Source organism: Curtobacterium sp. VKM Ac-1393, from assembly GCF_015350995.1.
Taxonomy (GTDB): Bacteria; Actinomycetota; Actinomycetes; order Actinomycetales; family Microbacteriaceae; genus Curtobacterium.
The window spans coordinates 136,261-149,530 of record NZ_JADKRW010000006.1; the positions used below are offsets into that span (position 1 = coordinate 136,261).

14 protein-coding genes are annotated in these 13,270 nt (G+C 70.0%); 6 read left to right on the plus strand and 8 right to left on the minus strand.

The genetic code is table 11. The features are described 5' to 3' along the window. Positions 1-223: 223 nt before the first annotated feature. The 4 genes from ITJ59_RS14230 to ITJ59_RS14245 all read right to left on the minus strand — a co-directional run bounded on the left by ITJ59_RS14230 (position 224) and on the right by ITJ59_RS14245 (position 4,365). On the minus strand, positions 224-715 hold the full coding sequence (locus ITJ59_RS14230) for a hypothetical protein (RefSeq protein WP_194651969.1): 492 nt from the start codon (positions 713-715) through the stop codon (positions 224-226). Positions 716-729: 14 nt separating this feature from the next. Continuing rightward, positions 730-1,248, minus strand: a complete 519-nt coding sequence (locus tag ITJ59_RS14235; protein ID WP_228511567.1) for a hypothetical protein — start codon at positions 1,246-1,248, stop codon at positions 730-732. Positions 1,249-1,252: 4 nt separating this feature from the next. Beyond that, positions 1,253-3,178, minus strand: coding sequence for an alpha/beta hydrolase (locus tag ITJ59_RS14240; RefSeq protein ID WP_194651971.1), 1,926 nt, complete (start codon positions 3,176-3,178; stop codon positions 1,253-1,255). A gap of 71 nt (positions 3,179-3,249) precedes the next feature. Then, positions 3,250-4,365, minus strand: coding sequence for a mannose-1-phosphate guanylyltransferase (locus ITJ59_RS14245; RefSeq protein ID WP_194651972.1), 1,116 nt, complete (start codon positions 4,363-4,365; stop codon positions 3,250-3,252). 176 nt (positions 4,366-4,541) lie between these two features. Between ITJ59_RS14245 and ITJ59_RS14250 the strand changes: the two genes are divergently transcribed. The 6 genes from ITJ59_RS14250 to ITJ59_RS14275 all read left to right on the plus strand — a co-directional run bounded on the left by ITJ59_RS14250 (position 4,542) and on the right by ITJ59_RS14275 (position 10,113). Then, positions 4,542-5,789 (plus strand): glycosyltransferase family 4 protein, encoded by a 1,248-nt coding sequence (locus ITJ59_RS14250; RefSeq protein WP_194651973.1) that lies wholly within the window; start codon positions 4,542-4,544, stop codon positions 5,787-5,789. A 78-nt stretch (positions 5,790-5,867) separates the two neighbouring features. Then, complete coding sequence (gene sdhC / locus ITJ59_RS14255) at positions 5,868-6,317, plus strand: succinate dehydrogenase, cytochrome b556 subunit (RefSeq protein WP_194651974.1); 450 nt, start codon at positions 5,868-5,870, stop codon at positions 6,315-6,317. Positions 6,318-6,328: 11 nt separating this feature from the next. Next, positions 6,329-6,775: a succinate dehydrogenase, hydrophobic membrane anchor protein gene (gene sdhD / locus ITJ59_RS14260; RefSeq protein ID WP_194651975.1), complete on the plus strand. Its 447-nt coding sequence runs from the start codon at positions 6,329-6,331 to the stop codon at positions 6,773-6,775. 49 nt (positions 6,776-6,824) lie between these two features. After that, complete coding sequence (sdhA, locus tag ITJ59_RS14265) at positions 6,825-8,618, plus strand: succinate dehydrogenase flavoprotein subunit (protein WP_194651976.1); 1,794 nt, start codon at positions 6,825-6,827, stop codon at positions 8,616-8,618. Between the two features lies 1 nt (position 8,619). Beyond that, complete coding sequence (locus ITJ59_RS14270; protein ID WP_123292177.1) at positions 8,620-9,390, plus strand: succinate dehydrogenase iron-sulfur subunit; 771 nt, start codon at positions 8,620-8,622, stop codon at positions 9,388-9,390. Between the two features lie 78 nt (positions 9,391-9,468). Then, entirely contained in the window at positions 9,469-10,113 is a 645-nt protein-coding gene (locus ITJ59_RS14275; protein ID WP_194651977.1) for a TNT domain-containing protein, read from the plus strand. Positions 10,114-10,183: 70 nt separating this feature from the next. Here ITJ59_RS14275 and ITJ59_RS19170 read toward each other — a convergent pair whose 3' ends face one another. The 4 genes from ITJ59_RS19170 to ITJ59_RS14295 form a co-directional block, all read right to left on the minus strand. Beyond that, a complete protein-coding gene (locus ITJ59_RS19170) occupies positions 10,184-10,945 on the minus strand; it encodes a DUF805 domain-containing protein (protein WP_228511568.1) in 762 nt (253 codons plus the stop codon). Beyond that, the gene (locus tag ITJ59_RS14285; RefSeq protein ID WP_194651978.1) at positions 10,942-11,520 is read right to left on the minus strand and encodes a DUF805 domain-containing protein; all 579 of its coding nucleotides are present in this window, start codon (positions 11,518-11,520) and stop codon (positions 10,942-10,944) included. The genes ITJ59_RS19170 and ITJ59_RS14285 overlap by 4 nt, the downstream gene beginning before the upstream one ends. 70 nt (positions 11,521-11,590) lie before the next feature. After that, positions 11,591-12,178 (minus strand): DUF805 domain-containing protein, encoded by a 588-nt coding sequence (locus ITJ59_RS14290; RefSeq protein WP_194651979.1) that lies wholly within the window; start codon positions 12,176-12,178, stop codon positions 11,591-11,593. Positions 12,179-12,270: 92 nt separating this feature from the next. Further along, positions 12,271-13,203, minus strand: coding sequence for an NADP-dependent oxidoreductase (locus tag ITJ59_RS14295; protein WP_194651980.1), 933 nt, complete (start codon positions 13,201-13,203; stop codon positions 12,271-12,273). Positions 13,204-13,270 lie beyond the last annotated feature (67 nt).

A 13,270-nucleotide genomic window follows, 5' to 3' on the forward strand; every position in this document is an offset into this window, starting at 1 on the left:
TCCGGGGAGCGTGCCCGGACCACGTGCGTTCCGGGCGATCGTGGCGACAGTACACGACCGCCCGGCCGGTACAGGACCCGTTCCGGGGTCCCGGTGGATCGGTTACGGGATCGCGACCGCGCCGAAACGCGCTCGTAACGCGGGCTCACCCGAAGACCCCCAGTTCGAGGGGTTTGTCGGTGGAGCGCTACAGGACGTCGTCGAAGCGGCGGATCCCTGGAGGTCAGAGTTCGTCGGCGTCGCCCGGGAAGCACAGTGAGACGGCCTGGACGGTGTAGTTCCCCGCGTAGGCGTAGACGCTGATCGAGGAAACGTTCCGCCCGCCGTCCGCGAAGACCGCGGGGCCGTCGCTCGAGTCGCGCCGGACGACCTGCATCCCCTGCGCTTCCCAGTGCGCGGCCATGGCGGTTGCATCGGCATCGGGCTCCCCCGTGGTGGTGCTCCCGGTCAGGTAGCGCCATTGCGCGCCCGCCTCACCGTCCGCGAGCGCGCAGTCCTCCGCGTAGTCCGGCCCGGTCCGAGCCTTCCACTTGCCGTCGAGGCGCTCGGTCGCGTCGTTGACCGCTTCCACCATCTGACGCTTCGTGGCGTCCGCACTCACCTGTGGCTCCCCCAACCCAGATGCACCGGTGCCGGTCCTCTGCGCGTCGCAACCGGTCAACCCCACCAGCAGCATGCCAACGAGGAGCACAGAACCGACGAAGCTGCGTGCCACAGCCCGTCCACGGGTCACAAGCTGTCGGCGTCACCAGGGAAGCACAGCGAGATGGCTTCGACGGTGTAGTTGCCCGGGAACGCGTAGAGGTTGATGGAGTCGATCGAGCCACCTCCGCGGCCGACGATCGCGGGCCCATCGGGGTCAGCCCAGCGCTCGACCTTCATGCCTTGGGACTCCCAGCGGGCGCGCGTCGTCTTCGCGTCCGATTCCGGGTTCTCAGACTCGCCACTTGACGTCCGGCCGGTGAGGTACACCCAGTGGGCACCCCGCGACCCGTCAGGCAGCTCACAGTGCTCAGGAGCGTCAGGGCCGGTGCGAGGCTTCCACACGCCGCCCAGATGCTTCGTGACGTCGTCGATGGCATCGATCATCTGCTGTTTCGCGGTGTCAGGGTCCACGGAGGGCTTCCTTTCCTCTGGCTGCCGGGCACAAGCGGCGAGCACCGCGATCACCATCACGAACGCAAGAGCGCTCCCTGCCACGCGTCGGACGGGCGTTGCGACGTTCATCGTTCTCCTCAGTCGTTCCATGCGTTCACCTGGCTCGAGCCGGGGTCAGTTCGTCATCCCGCCCGTTGATCGCGAGTCCGACATTGTGCAGCGTCTCGGTGCCACGGTCGAGATACCCCCGTCGGTCGCCGTTCAGTGGATCGTGGTGCAGGACCGAGTGCAACTTCTCGCCACCCTGCAGCGTCGTGCCGTCGGCGCCGAACACCGTCGCGTCGAAGGCCTCCGACGTCGGATCCACGCGGTGCCCGACGCTGTGTTCCCGTCCGAAGGAGGCCCATTCGTCGCCCTTGCCAGCCTGGCCCACGGGCGCATCCTTTGCCTGCGCGGCGTAGACGCGTCCGGCGTGCAAGTCGTCCGCTGACCGGACGTCATCCGGCAGCCCGGCCGACCCGAGCGCCACGAAGCGGTCGACGTGGACGCCCGGCTTCGACAGCGCGACTGCCGCGGTGGTCGTTCCGTAGGAGTGCCCGATGATGTTCGTCTCCGGCATCCGCCCTGCACGTACGGCGTCCAATCCGCGGATCGACGCGGCGAGGTTCTCGCCGCCCCGATCGGCCTTCCCCATGAGCAGGACGTCCGCTGGGATCGGAGCGTCGTACCCGATCCAGGCAACCACGGCACGACCAGCAGCGTCCCCACGACGCGTCTGCTGCTCGTAGATGTTCTGCGCCGCAGTCGTCCACGAGCTCATGCCGGCGGTCGTCGTGTCCATCCCCGGCACGGCCCACGTCACGGAATCAGCCGTGTCGAGGTCACCGATCGACACTGCGGCGAGCGGGGGGTGGTCTTCCGTCAACGAGATCAGATAGCGGGGGCCGTCGAAACGGCTCTCGCGAACGGCCGCGTTGATGTTGCGCAGGGACTTCAGCTCGGTCTTCAGCGCCGCGATCCGCTGTACCGCCGCGCGTGCGGCACCCTCGTCGCCCGTGGACGCCACCGAGGCCAGAAGACTCTCGATCTCGAGCTCCACATCGCCCATCCGCTGGTTCAACACCACGACGTTGGCCGTGCTCCGAGCCCAGTACGGGATCCCCTCCAGGTTGCCGAGCTCGGACAGCACCGACGTCGGCAACGCGCGAAGCGCATCGGCGTCGGCCGTGGTCAGACCGAGCGCCGCCCACTTCGCTGCGACCTGCGCCGGCGTCAGGCCCGCCGCGAGCAACCCCTGGACGGCGGGGGCTGCCCGTCCCATGGCAGCGATGTCGAGCACAGCGTCGGCGATCGCGCCGCCGCCTGCGTCCTCGAACGCCTGGGCGGTCTTGGTGATCCAGGACCGGTCTTCGTCGTTCTCTCCGGTGTACCGGTCGAACCCGGCGGGCATGCTGCCGCGGTCGACCTGCACCCATGCGCACGAGGACCGGAACGACGACCAGGCCGATCGCACTCGCGCAGCCTCGGCCGAGGCCGAGGTGTCCAGCCCTGCCACCGTCGAGACGAACGCGCGCAGCGCCGCCGGGTCGGCCGAGCTCTTCCCTCGGCTCGCGCCGGCTCCGTACCGAGCACGTTCGCGGCCGCGGAACTCGGCGTCGACGGTCGGCCGGGTGAGCGGCTCGTTCGACGGTTCTCGATCGACCAACGTCCCCCAGAGATCGACCGCCGCTCCCGAGAACGGTCCGGCGAGCGCGTCGACTGCCGACCGCTGACGCTCGGATTCTCGGACCTTCCAGGCGGCGTGCGCGCGGACGCGCTCGCGCTCCTGCTCGGCGCGTTGAACTGCTCGGTCGACCCCGGACGCGAGATCGGTCAGCACCCCGACGAGCCTTGCGCGGTCCTCGGCCTCGATGACGACGGCCTCACGGAACCGGTCGGCGTACGAGCCGGCGAAGTCCGCCAGTGCTGAATCCGCCGCACCCGATCGGCTCCCGCCCTGCCCGCGCAGAGTCGCTGCCGCTCGCCGTACCGCCTTCGCCAGTGCTGACGCGTCCCCCGCGTCGAACTCGATGTCCGCCATCGCCCCCAGTCTTCCCCGTGTCGCTCCCCAGCGACCCTACACGTGATACATCAGTAGGTCGCGTAGCGTGGCTACAGCACGTCGCCGCGACCGCTGATCTTCAGCGCGTCCACGACGCCCTTGACCCGCTGCGCGTTCGCGCTGGTGGTGACGAGCAGCGCGTCGGGGGTGTCCACGACGACGATGTCCTCGACCCCGATGAGCGAGATGAGCCGCTGGCTGTGCGAGATCACGATGCCGCTCGACGAGTCCGCCAGGATCCGGGCGCCGTCACCGAGCACCGCGAGGTTGTTCGGTCGGCCACCGGACTGCAGCTTGGCGAGCGAGGCGAAGTCGCCGACGTCGTCCCAGTCGAAGTCGCCGGGCACGACCGCCATGCGACCGGCCGCGGCAGCCGGTTCGGCGACCGTGTAGTCGATCGCGATCTTCTCGAGCGTGGGCCAGACCGCGTCGACGACGGCGCCGCGGGCCGAGGTGTCCCAGGCGTCCGCCAGCTCGTTGATCCCGGCGAGCAGCACGGGGTTGTTCCGGCCGATCTCCTCGAGCAGCACGTCGGCGCGGGCGATGAACATGCCCGCGTTCCACAGGTACGTGCCCTGCTCGACGTACGAACGGGCGGTGTCCAGGTCGGGCTTCTCGACGAACGACCGCACGGCGTGCGCGGTCGGAGCGCCCTCGATGTCGAGGGTGTCGCCGTGTGCGTGGATGTACCCGAACCCGATCGCGGGCTCGGTCGGCGTGATGCCGATGGTCGTGATGTAGCCGGCCCGGGCGACGGCGACGGCCTCGCGGACGGAACGGCGGAAGCCGCGGGCGTCGCCGATCACGTGGTCGGCGGCGAACGAGCCGATGACGACGTCGGGTTCGCGGCGCACGAGGATCGCCGCGGCGAGGCCGATGGCCGCCGTGGAGTCCTTCGGCTCGCTCTCGAGCACCACGTTGTGGTCCTCGACCCCCGGCAGCTGCGACTCGACGGCGACGCGGTGCGCCCGTCCGGTCACCACCATGATCCGCTGCTCGCCCGCGAGCGGGGCGAGCCGGTCCCAGGTCTGCCGCAGCAGCGAGGTGCCGGAACCGGTCAGGTCGTGCAGGAACTTGGGTGCGTCCGCGCGCGACAGCGGCCAGAGTCGCGATCCGATGCCCCCTGCGGGGATGATCGCGTAGAAGTCTTCGAGAGCGTCAGCCACGCGCTCACCGTACCGGTCCCACCGCGCGGATCCTGGGTGGTCTCCGCACGATTCCCGCATGCGGCCTCCCGCACGGCACCGTCGGGTGTCCGCGCGACGGCGGCGCCTGGTTGTTCACCCGGCGCCTGCGCCCCGTTCACGTCGTCGGCCCCGCCGGGTCACGTCGCGCCCGGAGCATGGGCAGCACCATGAGCGCACGCAGCGTGGAGCGCGGCACGTCCCCCCGGACAGTCGCCGTCGTGACCGAGAGCTTCCTGCCCACCCTCAACGGCGTCACCACGAGTGTCCTGGCGGTCCTCGACCACCTGGAACGCCGTGGACACCGCGCGGTCGTGATCGCACCGGACACCCCCGGTCTCGCGCAGTTCCGGTCCCGCACCACCGTCGAGCGCTACCGCTCCTTCGACGTCCACCGGATCCCCGCCGTCGCCTACCGGCAGTTCCCCGTCGCACTCCCCCACCCCGTCCTCGACACGATCCTCGCCGCCTCCGGCGCCGACGTGCTCCACGCCGCCAGTCCGTTCCTGTTGGGTGGACGTGCGATCACGGCAGCCGGGAGGCTCGGCATCCCCTCCGTCGCCGTCTTCCAGACCGACGTGGCCGGGTTCGCCCGCCGCAACGGCTTGACGGCGACCGTCCCGTTGGTCCGGAAGATCCTCGGCCGCATCCACGCCGGCGCCTCGCTGACGCTCGCGCCGTCGAGCGCGACCGCCGCGATGCTCGCCGAGGACGGCGTGCCCCGGGTCGCCCGCTGGGGTCGCGGCGTCGACACCGACCTCTTCCGCCCGGAGCGCCGTGGGTCGGCCCACGTCCGGGCGCTCCGGCGTCGGATCGCCCCGCACGGCGAGACGATCGTCGGCTACGTCGGGCGGCTCGCCCCGGAGAAGGAGGTCGAGCGGCTCGCCGAGCTCGGCGGCATCCCGGGCATCCGCATCGTCGTGGCCGGCGGCGGGCCGTCGCGGGCGATGCTCGAGCGGCGTCTCCGGCACCTCGACGTCACCTTCACCGGACCGCTGCGCGGTGACGCCCTCGCCGACGCCTACGCCTCGCTCGACCTCTTCGTGCACACGGGCCCGGCGGAGACCTTCGGGCAGACCCTCCAGGAAGCGCACGCCTCGGGTCTGCCGGTGATCGCCCCGGCGTCGGGCGGCCCGCTCGACCTCGTCGCCCCCGGACTCGACGGCGAGCTCTACGATCCCGACGCACCACAGGCCCTCCGCCACGCGGTCCTGCGACTCCACCACGACCGCGCCCTCGCGGATCGGATGGGATCGGCGGGGCGTCTCCGGGTCGAGGGAACGACGTGGGAAGCCGTCGGGGACGAGCTCCTGGGGCACCACGACACGGCTCGCACCATCGGCGCGCCGCCCGTCGGTCGGGCCGTGCGGGCCGGTCGGGACGAGAAGGTCAGCGCTCGCGCATAGGATGGGGCGTGTTCCACACGAACACGAACGGCAAGGGCTCGCCGATCGGGCGAGCCCGTCCTACGGAAGGACGAGCTCATGGCTGAGCCCACCGGCGGCGGTACGGCGACCGCCGTCCCCGACGTCACGATCGAGGCGCCCCGCGCCTCTCGGAAGCTCGAGGGCACGCTGTACCGCGGATCGACCGGCATGTGGTCGTGGGTCCTGCACCGGATCACCGGCGTCGCGATCTACTTCTTCCTGCTCGTGCACATCCTCGACACCGCTCTCGTCCGGCTCTCGCCCGAGGCGTACAACGCGGTCATCGGCACGTACAAGACCCCGATCATGAACCTCGGCGAGATCGCCCTGGTGATGGCCATCGTGTTCCACGCGTTCAACGGACTGCGGATCATCCTCGTCGACTTCTGGTCCAAGGGGCCGAAGTACCAGCGGGCCATGTTCTGGATCGTCATCGTCCTGTGGGCGATCGCGATCGCGGGCTTCCTGCCCCGCCAGCTCATCAACCTCGTCGCGGACTTCAACTGAGGGGCACGAAGATGACCACGCAGATCGTCGAACCTCCCCGCTCCGCCTCGGCCGCGCGCCGCTCCACCAACTGGGAGAAGTGGGGCTGGATCTACATGCGCGGCTCGGGCGTCCTGCTCGTCGTGCTGATCTTCGGCCACCTCTTCGTCAACATGGTGGCGGGCGAGGGCGTCAAGCAGATCGACTTCGCCTTCGTCGCCGGCAAGTGGGCCAACCCGTTCTGGCAGGTGTGGGACTCCCTCATGCTGGTCCTGGCGCTCATCCACGGCTCGAACGGCATGCGCACGATCGTCAACGACTACGTGTCGAAGCCGGGCATCCGGAAGACGCTCCTCGCTGCGATCCTGATCGCCTGCGTCGTGCTGATCGCCCTCGGTCTGCTCGTGTGCTGGACGTTCGACCCGTGCCCCGCCGGCGCCGCCGCCGCGGACCTCCCCTCCTTCTGCCCGGCGCAGTAGCACCATCCCCGCTGCCGACCGCCTTCCCACCGTCTACGGAAAGACCCCTGTGACCGAGACCACCGTGCACCACCACCAGTTCGACATCGTCATCATCGGCGCAGGAGGCGCGGGCATGCGTGCCGCGATCGAGGCCGGCCCGAAGGCGAAGACGGCCGTCATCTCGAAGCTCTACCCGACCCGCTCGCACACCGGTGCGGCACAGGGCGGGATGGCTGCGGCCCTCGCGAACGTCGAAGAGGACACGTGGGAGTGGCACACCTTCGACACGATCAAGGGTGGCGACTACCTGGTGGACCAGGACGCCGCCGAGATCCTGGCGAAGGAAGCGATCGACGCGGTCATCGACCTCGAGAACATGGGCCTGCCGTTCAACCGCACGCCCGAGGGCAAGATCGACCAGCGGCGTTTCGGCGGGCACACCCGCGACCACGGCAAGGCACCGGTCCGCCGCGCCTGCTACGCGGCCGACCGCACCGGGCACATGATCCTGCAGACGCTGTTCCAGAACTGCGTGAAGCTCGGCGTCGAGTTCTACAACGAGTTCTACGCGCTCGACCTCATCATGGTCGACGTCGTGGGCGAGGACGGCGTCACCCGCAAGCAGCCGGCCGGTGTCGTCGCGTTCGAGCTCGCCACCGGCGAACTCCACGTCTTCCACGCCAAGGCGATGATCTTCGCCACCGGCGGCTTCGGCAAGATGTACAAGACCACCTCGAACGCGCACACCCTGACCGGCGACGGCGTCGGCATCGTCTGGCGCACGGGCCTGCCGCTCGAGGACATGGAGTTCTTCCAGTTCCACCCGACCGGGCTCGCCGGCCTCGGCATCCTGCTCACCGAGGGTGCTCGTGGCGAGGGCGCGATCCTGCGCAACGCCTCGGGTGAGCGCTTCATGGAGCGCTACGCCCCCACCATCAAGGACCTCGCCCCGCGTGACATCGTCGCCCGGTGCATGGTGCAAGAGGTGGCAGAGGGCCGTGGCGCCGGGCCGAACAAGGACTACGTGCTCCTCGACTGCACCCACCTGGGTGCCGAGGTCCTCGAGACCAAGCTCCCGGACATCACCGAGTTCGCCCGCACCTACCTCGGCGTCGACCCAGTCGTCGAGCCGGTCCCGGTGATGCCGACGGCGCACTACGCCATGGGCGGCATCCCGACGAACACCGACGCCCAGGTCCTGTACGACAACACCACCGTCGTCCCCGGTCTCTACGCCGCCGGCGAGTGCGCCTGCGTGTCCGTCCACGGCTCGAACCGCCTCGGCACGAACTCGCTCCTCGACATCAACGTGTTCGGCAAGCGCTCCGGCAACAACGCCGCCGAGTGGGTCAAGACCGCCGAGTTCCTGCCGCTGCCCGAGGACCCGGCCGCCGGTGTCCGGAACATGCTCGACCAGCTCCGCGCCTCGACGGGCACCGAGCGCATCGCCGTCCTGCGCAAGGAACTGCAGGACGAGATGGACAAGAACGCCCAGGTGTTCCGCACCGACGAGTCCCTCGCCCGCGTCACCGAGACCATCCACTCGCTCCGGAACCGGTTCATGCAGGTGTCCGTGCAGGACAAGGGCAAGCGGTTCAACACCGACCTGCTCGAGGCCGTCGAGCTCGGCTTCCTGCTCGACCTGGCCGAGGTCGTCGTCTACTCGGCTCGCAACCGCAAGGAGAGCCGCGGCGGTCACATGCGCGACGACTACCCGAAGCGCGACGACGAGAACTACATGCAGCACACGATGGCGTACCTGACGGGCGACCCGCACTCGTCACTCGCCGACGACCACATCACGCTGGACTGGAAGCCGGTCGTCGTGACGCGGTACCAGCCGATGGAGAGGAAGTACTGAGATGACCGACACCCTGGTCTCCGACGCACCCCGGACCGACACCACCGACGCGCCTCCCGGGTCCTTCTCCGTCACGCTCATCATCCGGCGCTTCGACCCGGACGTCGACGACGAGCCGCGCTGGCAGGACTTCGACGTCATGATGCTGCCGACCGACCGCATCCTCGACGCCCTGCACAAGATCAAGTGGGACCAGGACGGCTCCCTGACGTTCCGCCGCTCGTGTGCCCACGGCGTCTGCGGCTCGGACGCCATGCGCATCAACGGCCGGAACCGGTTGGCGTGCAAGACCCTGATCAAGGACCTCGACGTCTCGAAGCCGATCTACGTCGAGGCGATCAAGGGCCTGCCGCTCGAGAAGGACCTCGTCGTCGACATGGAGCCCTTCTTCAAGTCCTTCCGCGAGGTCCAGCCGTTCCTGCAGCCCAAGACGGCGCCCACCCCGGGCAAGGAGCGCATCCAGTCGGTGGCCGATCGTGCCCGCTTCGACGACACCACGAAGTGCATCCTCTGCGCCGCGTGCACGTCGTCGTGCCCGGTGTTCTGGACCGATGGCCAGTACTTCGGCCCGGCAGCGATCGTGAACGCGCACCGGTTCATCTTCGACTCCCGTGACGATGCCGCCGAGGTGCGCCTGGACATCCTCAACGACAAGGAAGGCGTGTGGCGCTGCCGCACGACCTTCAACTGCACCGACGCCTGCCCCCGCGGCATCCAGGTGACGAAGGCGATCTCCGAGGTCAAGCAGGCCGTCATGCGAGGCCGGGCCTGACCCACGGCATCGAAGGACGGCGTCGATGCTCGGCGTCGTCCAAGGCACGACATCGACTCCACCGATAGGCTCCGCTCCATGACCTTCGCGGCCACCCGCCCCATCCTCGACCAGCTCGGCTACACGATCCGCTACGTGCAGCTCCCCGGCGAGACCCTGCACGAGCCGCCGGTCGAGGGCGCGCTCCGCGTGGTCCCGGCCGAGGGACCCGACGACTTCGCACTCGAGGTCGTCGACTACGGCACGGCTCGCCGTCTGGCCACTGCCCGTGGCGAAGCAGACGCGGTCGAGATGCTCCGTCGGTTCCTGAACCGTCCGTTCCCCGCTCCGCGTGACATCGCCCGGCACGAGCTCGAGGGACTCCGCGACCGCGCGGCGTCCACGTACCCGCAGCTCGCGCAGCAGGTGTCACAGGCCGGCGAGCAGGGTCTGACCATCCAGATCCCCGCCGGTGTGCCGGTCGACCGCATCGGTGGGCCGGACGGCTACCTGCTGCACCCGCTCGACACCCCGGTGCCGAGTCGGTCGCTGCCGCCGCACGTCGCCGGAGTCCCGGAGACCCATCGCTACCTGGTCGAGCGGCCGTTCATGGTGACCGTCCGCTTCGTGCAGCCCTGGTTCGAGCAGCCCGGCGGCGCACTCCGGTTCCAGATCGCCGACCCGTCGGTCACGGTGCGCGACCTCGTCGTCGACGGTGCGCTGGCGCGACTCCGCGTGGTCTGACACCTCGCAGAACCTCAATCGGCCCGCACCGCGTATCCGCGCAGTGCGGGCCGATTGTCGTTGTGCGGCGTTACGCCTGGTCGGGGCGGTCGTACTGCGCACCGGCCGGGTTCGGCGGCAGGCAGCCGAACACGATCGCGGCGACACTCACGAACAAGCCGAGGATCCAGAGCGCTCCGGGCAGGTTCGCGTCGTGGACCCGGCGCCATCCGAGCGCGAGGCTCGGCACGAGTGTCGCGAGCGACCAGAGCCCGTAGAGCGCGAGCAGGACGAACGCGAACGGCGACGGCGCCGACGACCCGACGGTGTTGCCGAACTCGTCGACGCGGGTGTTCGCGGCGATGGACGAGAACAGGACCGCGTAGAACCCGCCGAACAAGACGGCGGTGACGATGGCGTTCGCCAGGATCCAGTACCAGTACTCACTGCGGCTGGCCCGCCCGTCGAACCGGGCGTACTTCTTGAAGAACCGGGTGAACGCGTCGAGGAACCCGGCGCCGTACCAGGGCGCCCAGAGCGGCGGCGCTCCGTCGGGTCCGAGCGGGATCGGCGGCCCGTACTGCGGGTACGGTTCGGCGTACTGCTGCTGGCCGTACCCGGGCTGCTGGCCGTACCCGGGCTGCTGCCCGTACGCACCAGGCTGCTGGCCGTACTGACCGGGCTGCTGGCCGTACCCGGGCTGCTGGCCGTACTGACCAGGCTGCTGGCCGTACCCAGGCTGCTGCCCGTACTGACCAGGCTGCTGGCCGTACCCAGGCTGCTGCCCGTGGTCAGGCCGGCCCGACGACTGGTCGTCGCCGGGCTGGCCCCACTGCGGTGTGTCGTTGCTCATCGAGCGCCGGTCGGTCGGTCGTAGCGCTCGCCCTGCGGGTTCGAGGGCAGCAGGCCGTAGACGATGCCGACGATGCCGACGAACAGGGCGATGATCCAGAGCGCACCCGGCAGGTTGGCGTCGTGCAGGCGACGCCAGCCGAGCGCCAGCGTCGGGACGATGATCGCGAGACCCCAGAGTCCGAGCAGGATGCCGGCGATCACGAAGAGCGCGGACGGGCTGGTCACTGTCGACTGCACGCTCGCCGACGTCGCGGTCGACATCGACACCGTCGAGCGCTCCGACGTGGCGAAACCGATGCCGTACAGGATCCCGAGGACGATGCCGACGATCGCGTTCGCCAGGTACCACCACCAGAACTCGCTGCGGCTCGCGCGTCCGCTGAACGTCGCGTACTTCTTGAAGAAGCGTCCGACGGCCTTGCCGAACGAGATCCCGTACCAGGGCGCCCAGATCGGCGGCTCGCCGTTCGGGCCGGTCGTGGGCTGCTGGCCGTACTGCTGCGCTCCGTTGTACGGGTTCGGCTGGCCGCCCGGCTGCTGGCCGGACGGGTTCTGCGGGTACTGGTCACTCACGGTGTCCCCCTCGATCGTTGGCTGATACTCAGGTCCAAGTGAACCAGAACCGACGGGGGGACGTCGCTCGCTACCCGCGGTGGGGTTCGTCGTACCGCTGCCCCTGCGGGTTGGCGCCCATCAGGCCGACGATGAGCGAGAACAGCACGCCGAGCGGCGGGATGATGAAGAAGAGCGCGAAGAAGCCACTGAGGTTGACGTCGTGCAACCGTCGCACCGTCAACGCGATGAAGCCGAGGGCGCAGGCCAGCGCCCAGAGACCGCTCAGCCCGTTCGACGCGTCGTCGACGAACGGCAGGACGTTCAGCACGCCGCCGACGGCGCCGGTGGCGGCCGAGCCGATGACGTACCAGAGCGCCCAGAACCAGTACTCGGACTGGCTGGCGCGGCCGTCGAAGCGGACGTACTTCTTCCAGAACCGCAGGAACGCCTGCACGAACGGGATCCCGTACCAGGGTGCCCAGAGCGGCGGCTGTCCCTGCCCGGTCGGCTGCGAGCCGGAGGGACCGGGCTGCTGCCCGTACGCACCGGGCTGCTGCCCGTAGGGACCGGGCTGCTGCCCGTACGGACCAGGCTGCTGCCCGTAGGGACCAGGCTGCTGCCCGTAGGGACCAGGCTGCTGCCCGTACGGGTCCTTGGGCGGGTACTGGTCACTCATTGCTTCGTTCCTTCCGGCAGCCGACGGTCGACCACCACCGATTGTGGCAGGACCACCCACCGGCCGCGTCCCCCAAGCGGAGGACGACCGACTCACGGAACGAGCGCCAGCTTGCCGCCGGGGTGTCCTGACTCGAGCAGGGCCGCGGCTTCACGTGCCTCGGCCAGCGGGAACCTCCGCGACACCGGGACCTCGAGCTCGCCGACCCCGGCCAGGTCGATCAGACGCTGTCGCACGGAGTCACGGAACGTTTTGCTCGCCGGCTGCGCCCCGCCGACCGCGGCGAAGCCGTCCGACGCGGCTCGCGCCTGCGCGGCGATCGTCACGATGCGGTCGCGGTCCGCGACCACTGCGAGCGAGACGTCGACGGCCTCGTCGGTCCCGACGCAGTCCAGCGCCACGTCGATGCCGGAGGGTGCGATCGAACGGACCCGTGCCTCCAGGCCGTCGCCGTACGCGACCCACTCGCCACCGAAGCGTCCGACGACGTCGGCACCACGCTCGGAGGTCGTGCCGATCACCCGCGCGCCGAGCAGTCGGAGCTGCTGGAGCAGGCTGACGCCGACCGCTCCGGAGGCGCCGTGCACCAGCACGGTGTCGCGCCCCGCGGCTCTGGTGACACGGAGCATGTCGGCGGCGGTCGTGCCGGCGAGCAGCAGGTTGGCCGCTTCCGGGAACCCGAGTGACGCGGGCTTCGCGAACACGTCGGCCGCCGGCACCGTGAGCTCCGAGGCCCAGCCGCCCACGACCCGGAAGGCCAGGACCTCGTCGCCGACCGCTCCCCCGCCGGACGCGATCGTCGTGTCCGGTCCGACGGCGGTCAGCACGCCGGCGACCTCGTACCCGACGGGCAGGGGCAGGTCGGCGGGGTCACCCTGTCGCGTGTGCTTCGTGTCGGCGGGGTTCATGCCCGCGGCGCGGACCGCGATGGTGACCTCGCCGGGTCCGGGTACGGGAACGTCGGTGTCCACGAACTCCAGGACCTCGCTGCCGCCGAACCGCGGTGCCATCCAGTGCTTCGTCATGCGCTCGACGCTACGCCCCGAGCCACCGACGCCGTCAGTACCCGAATGACTGACGGCGCCGGCTCTG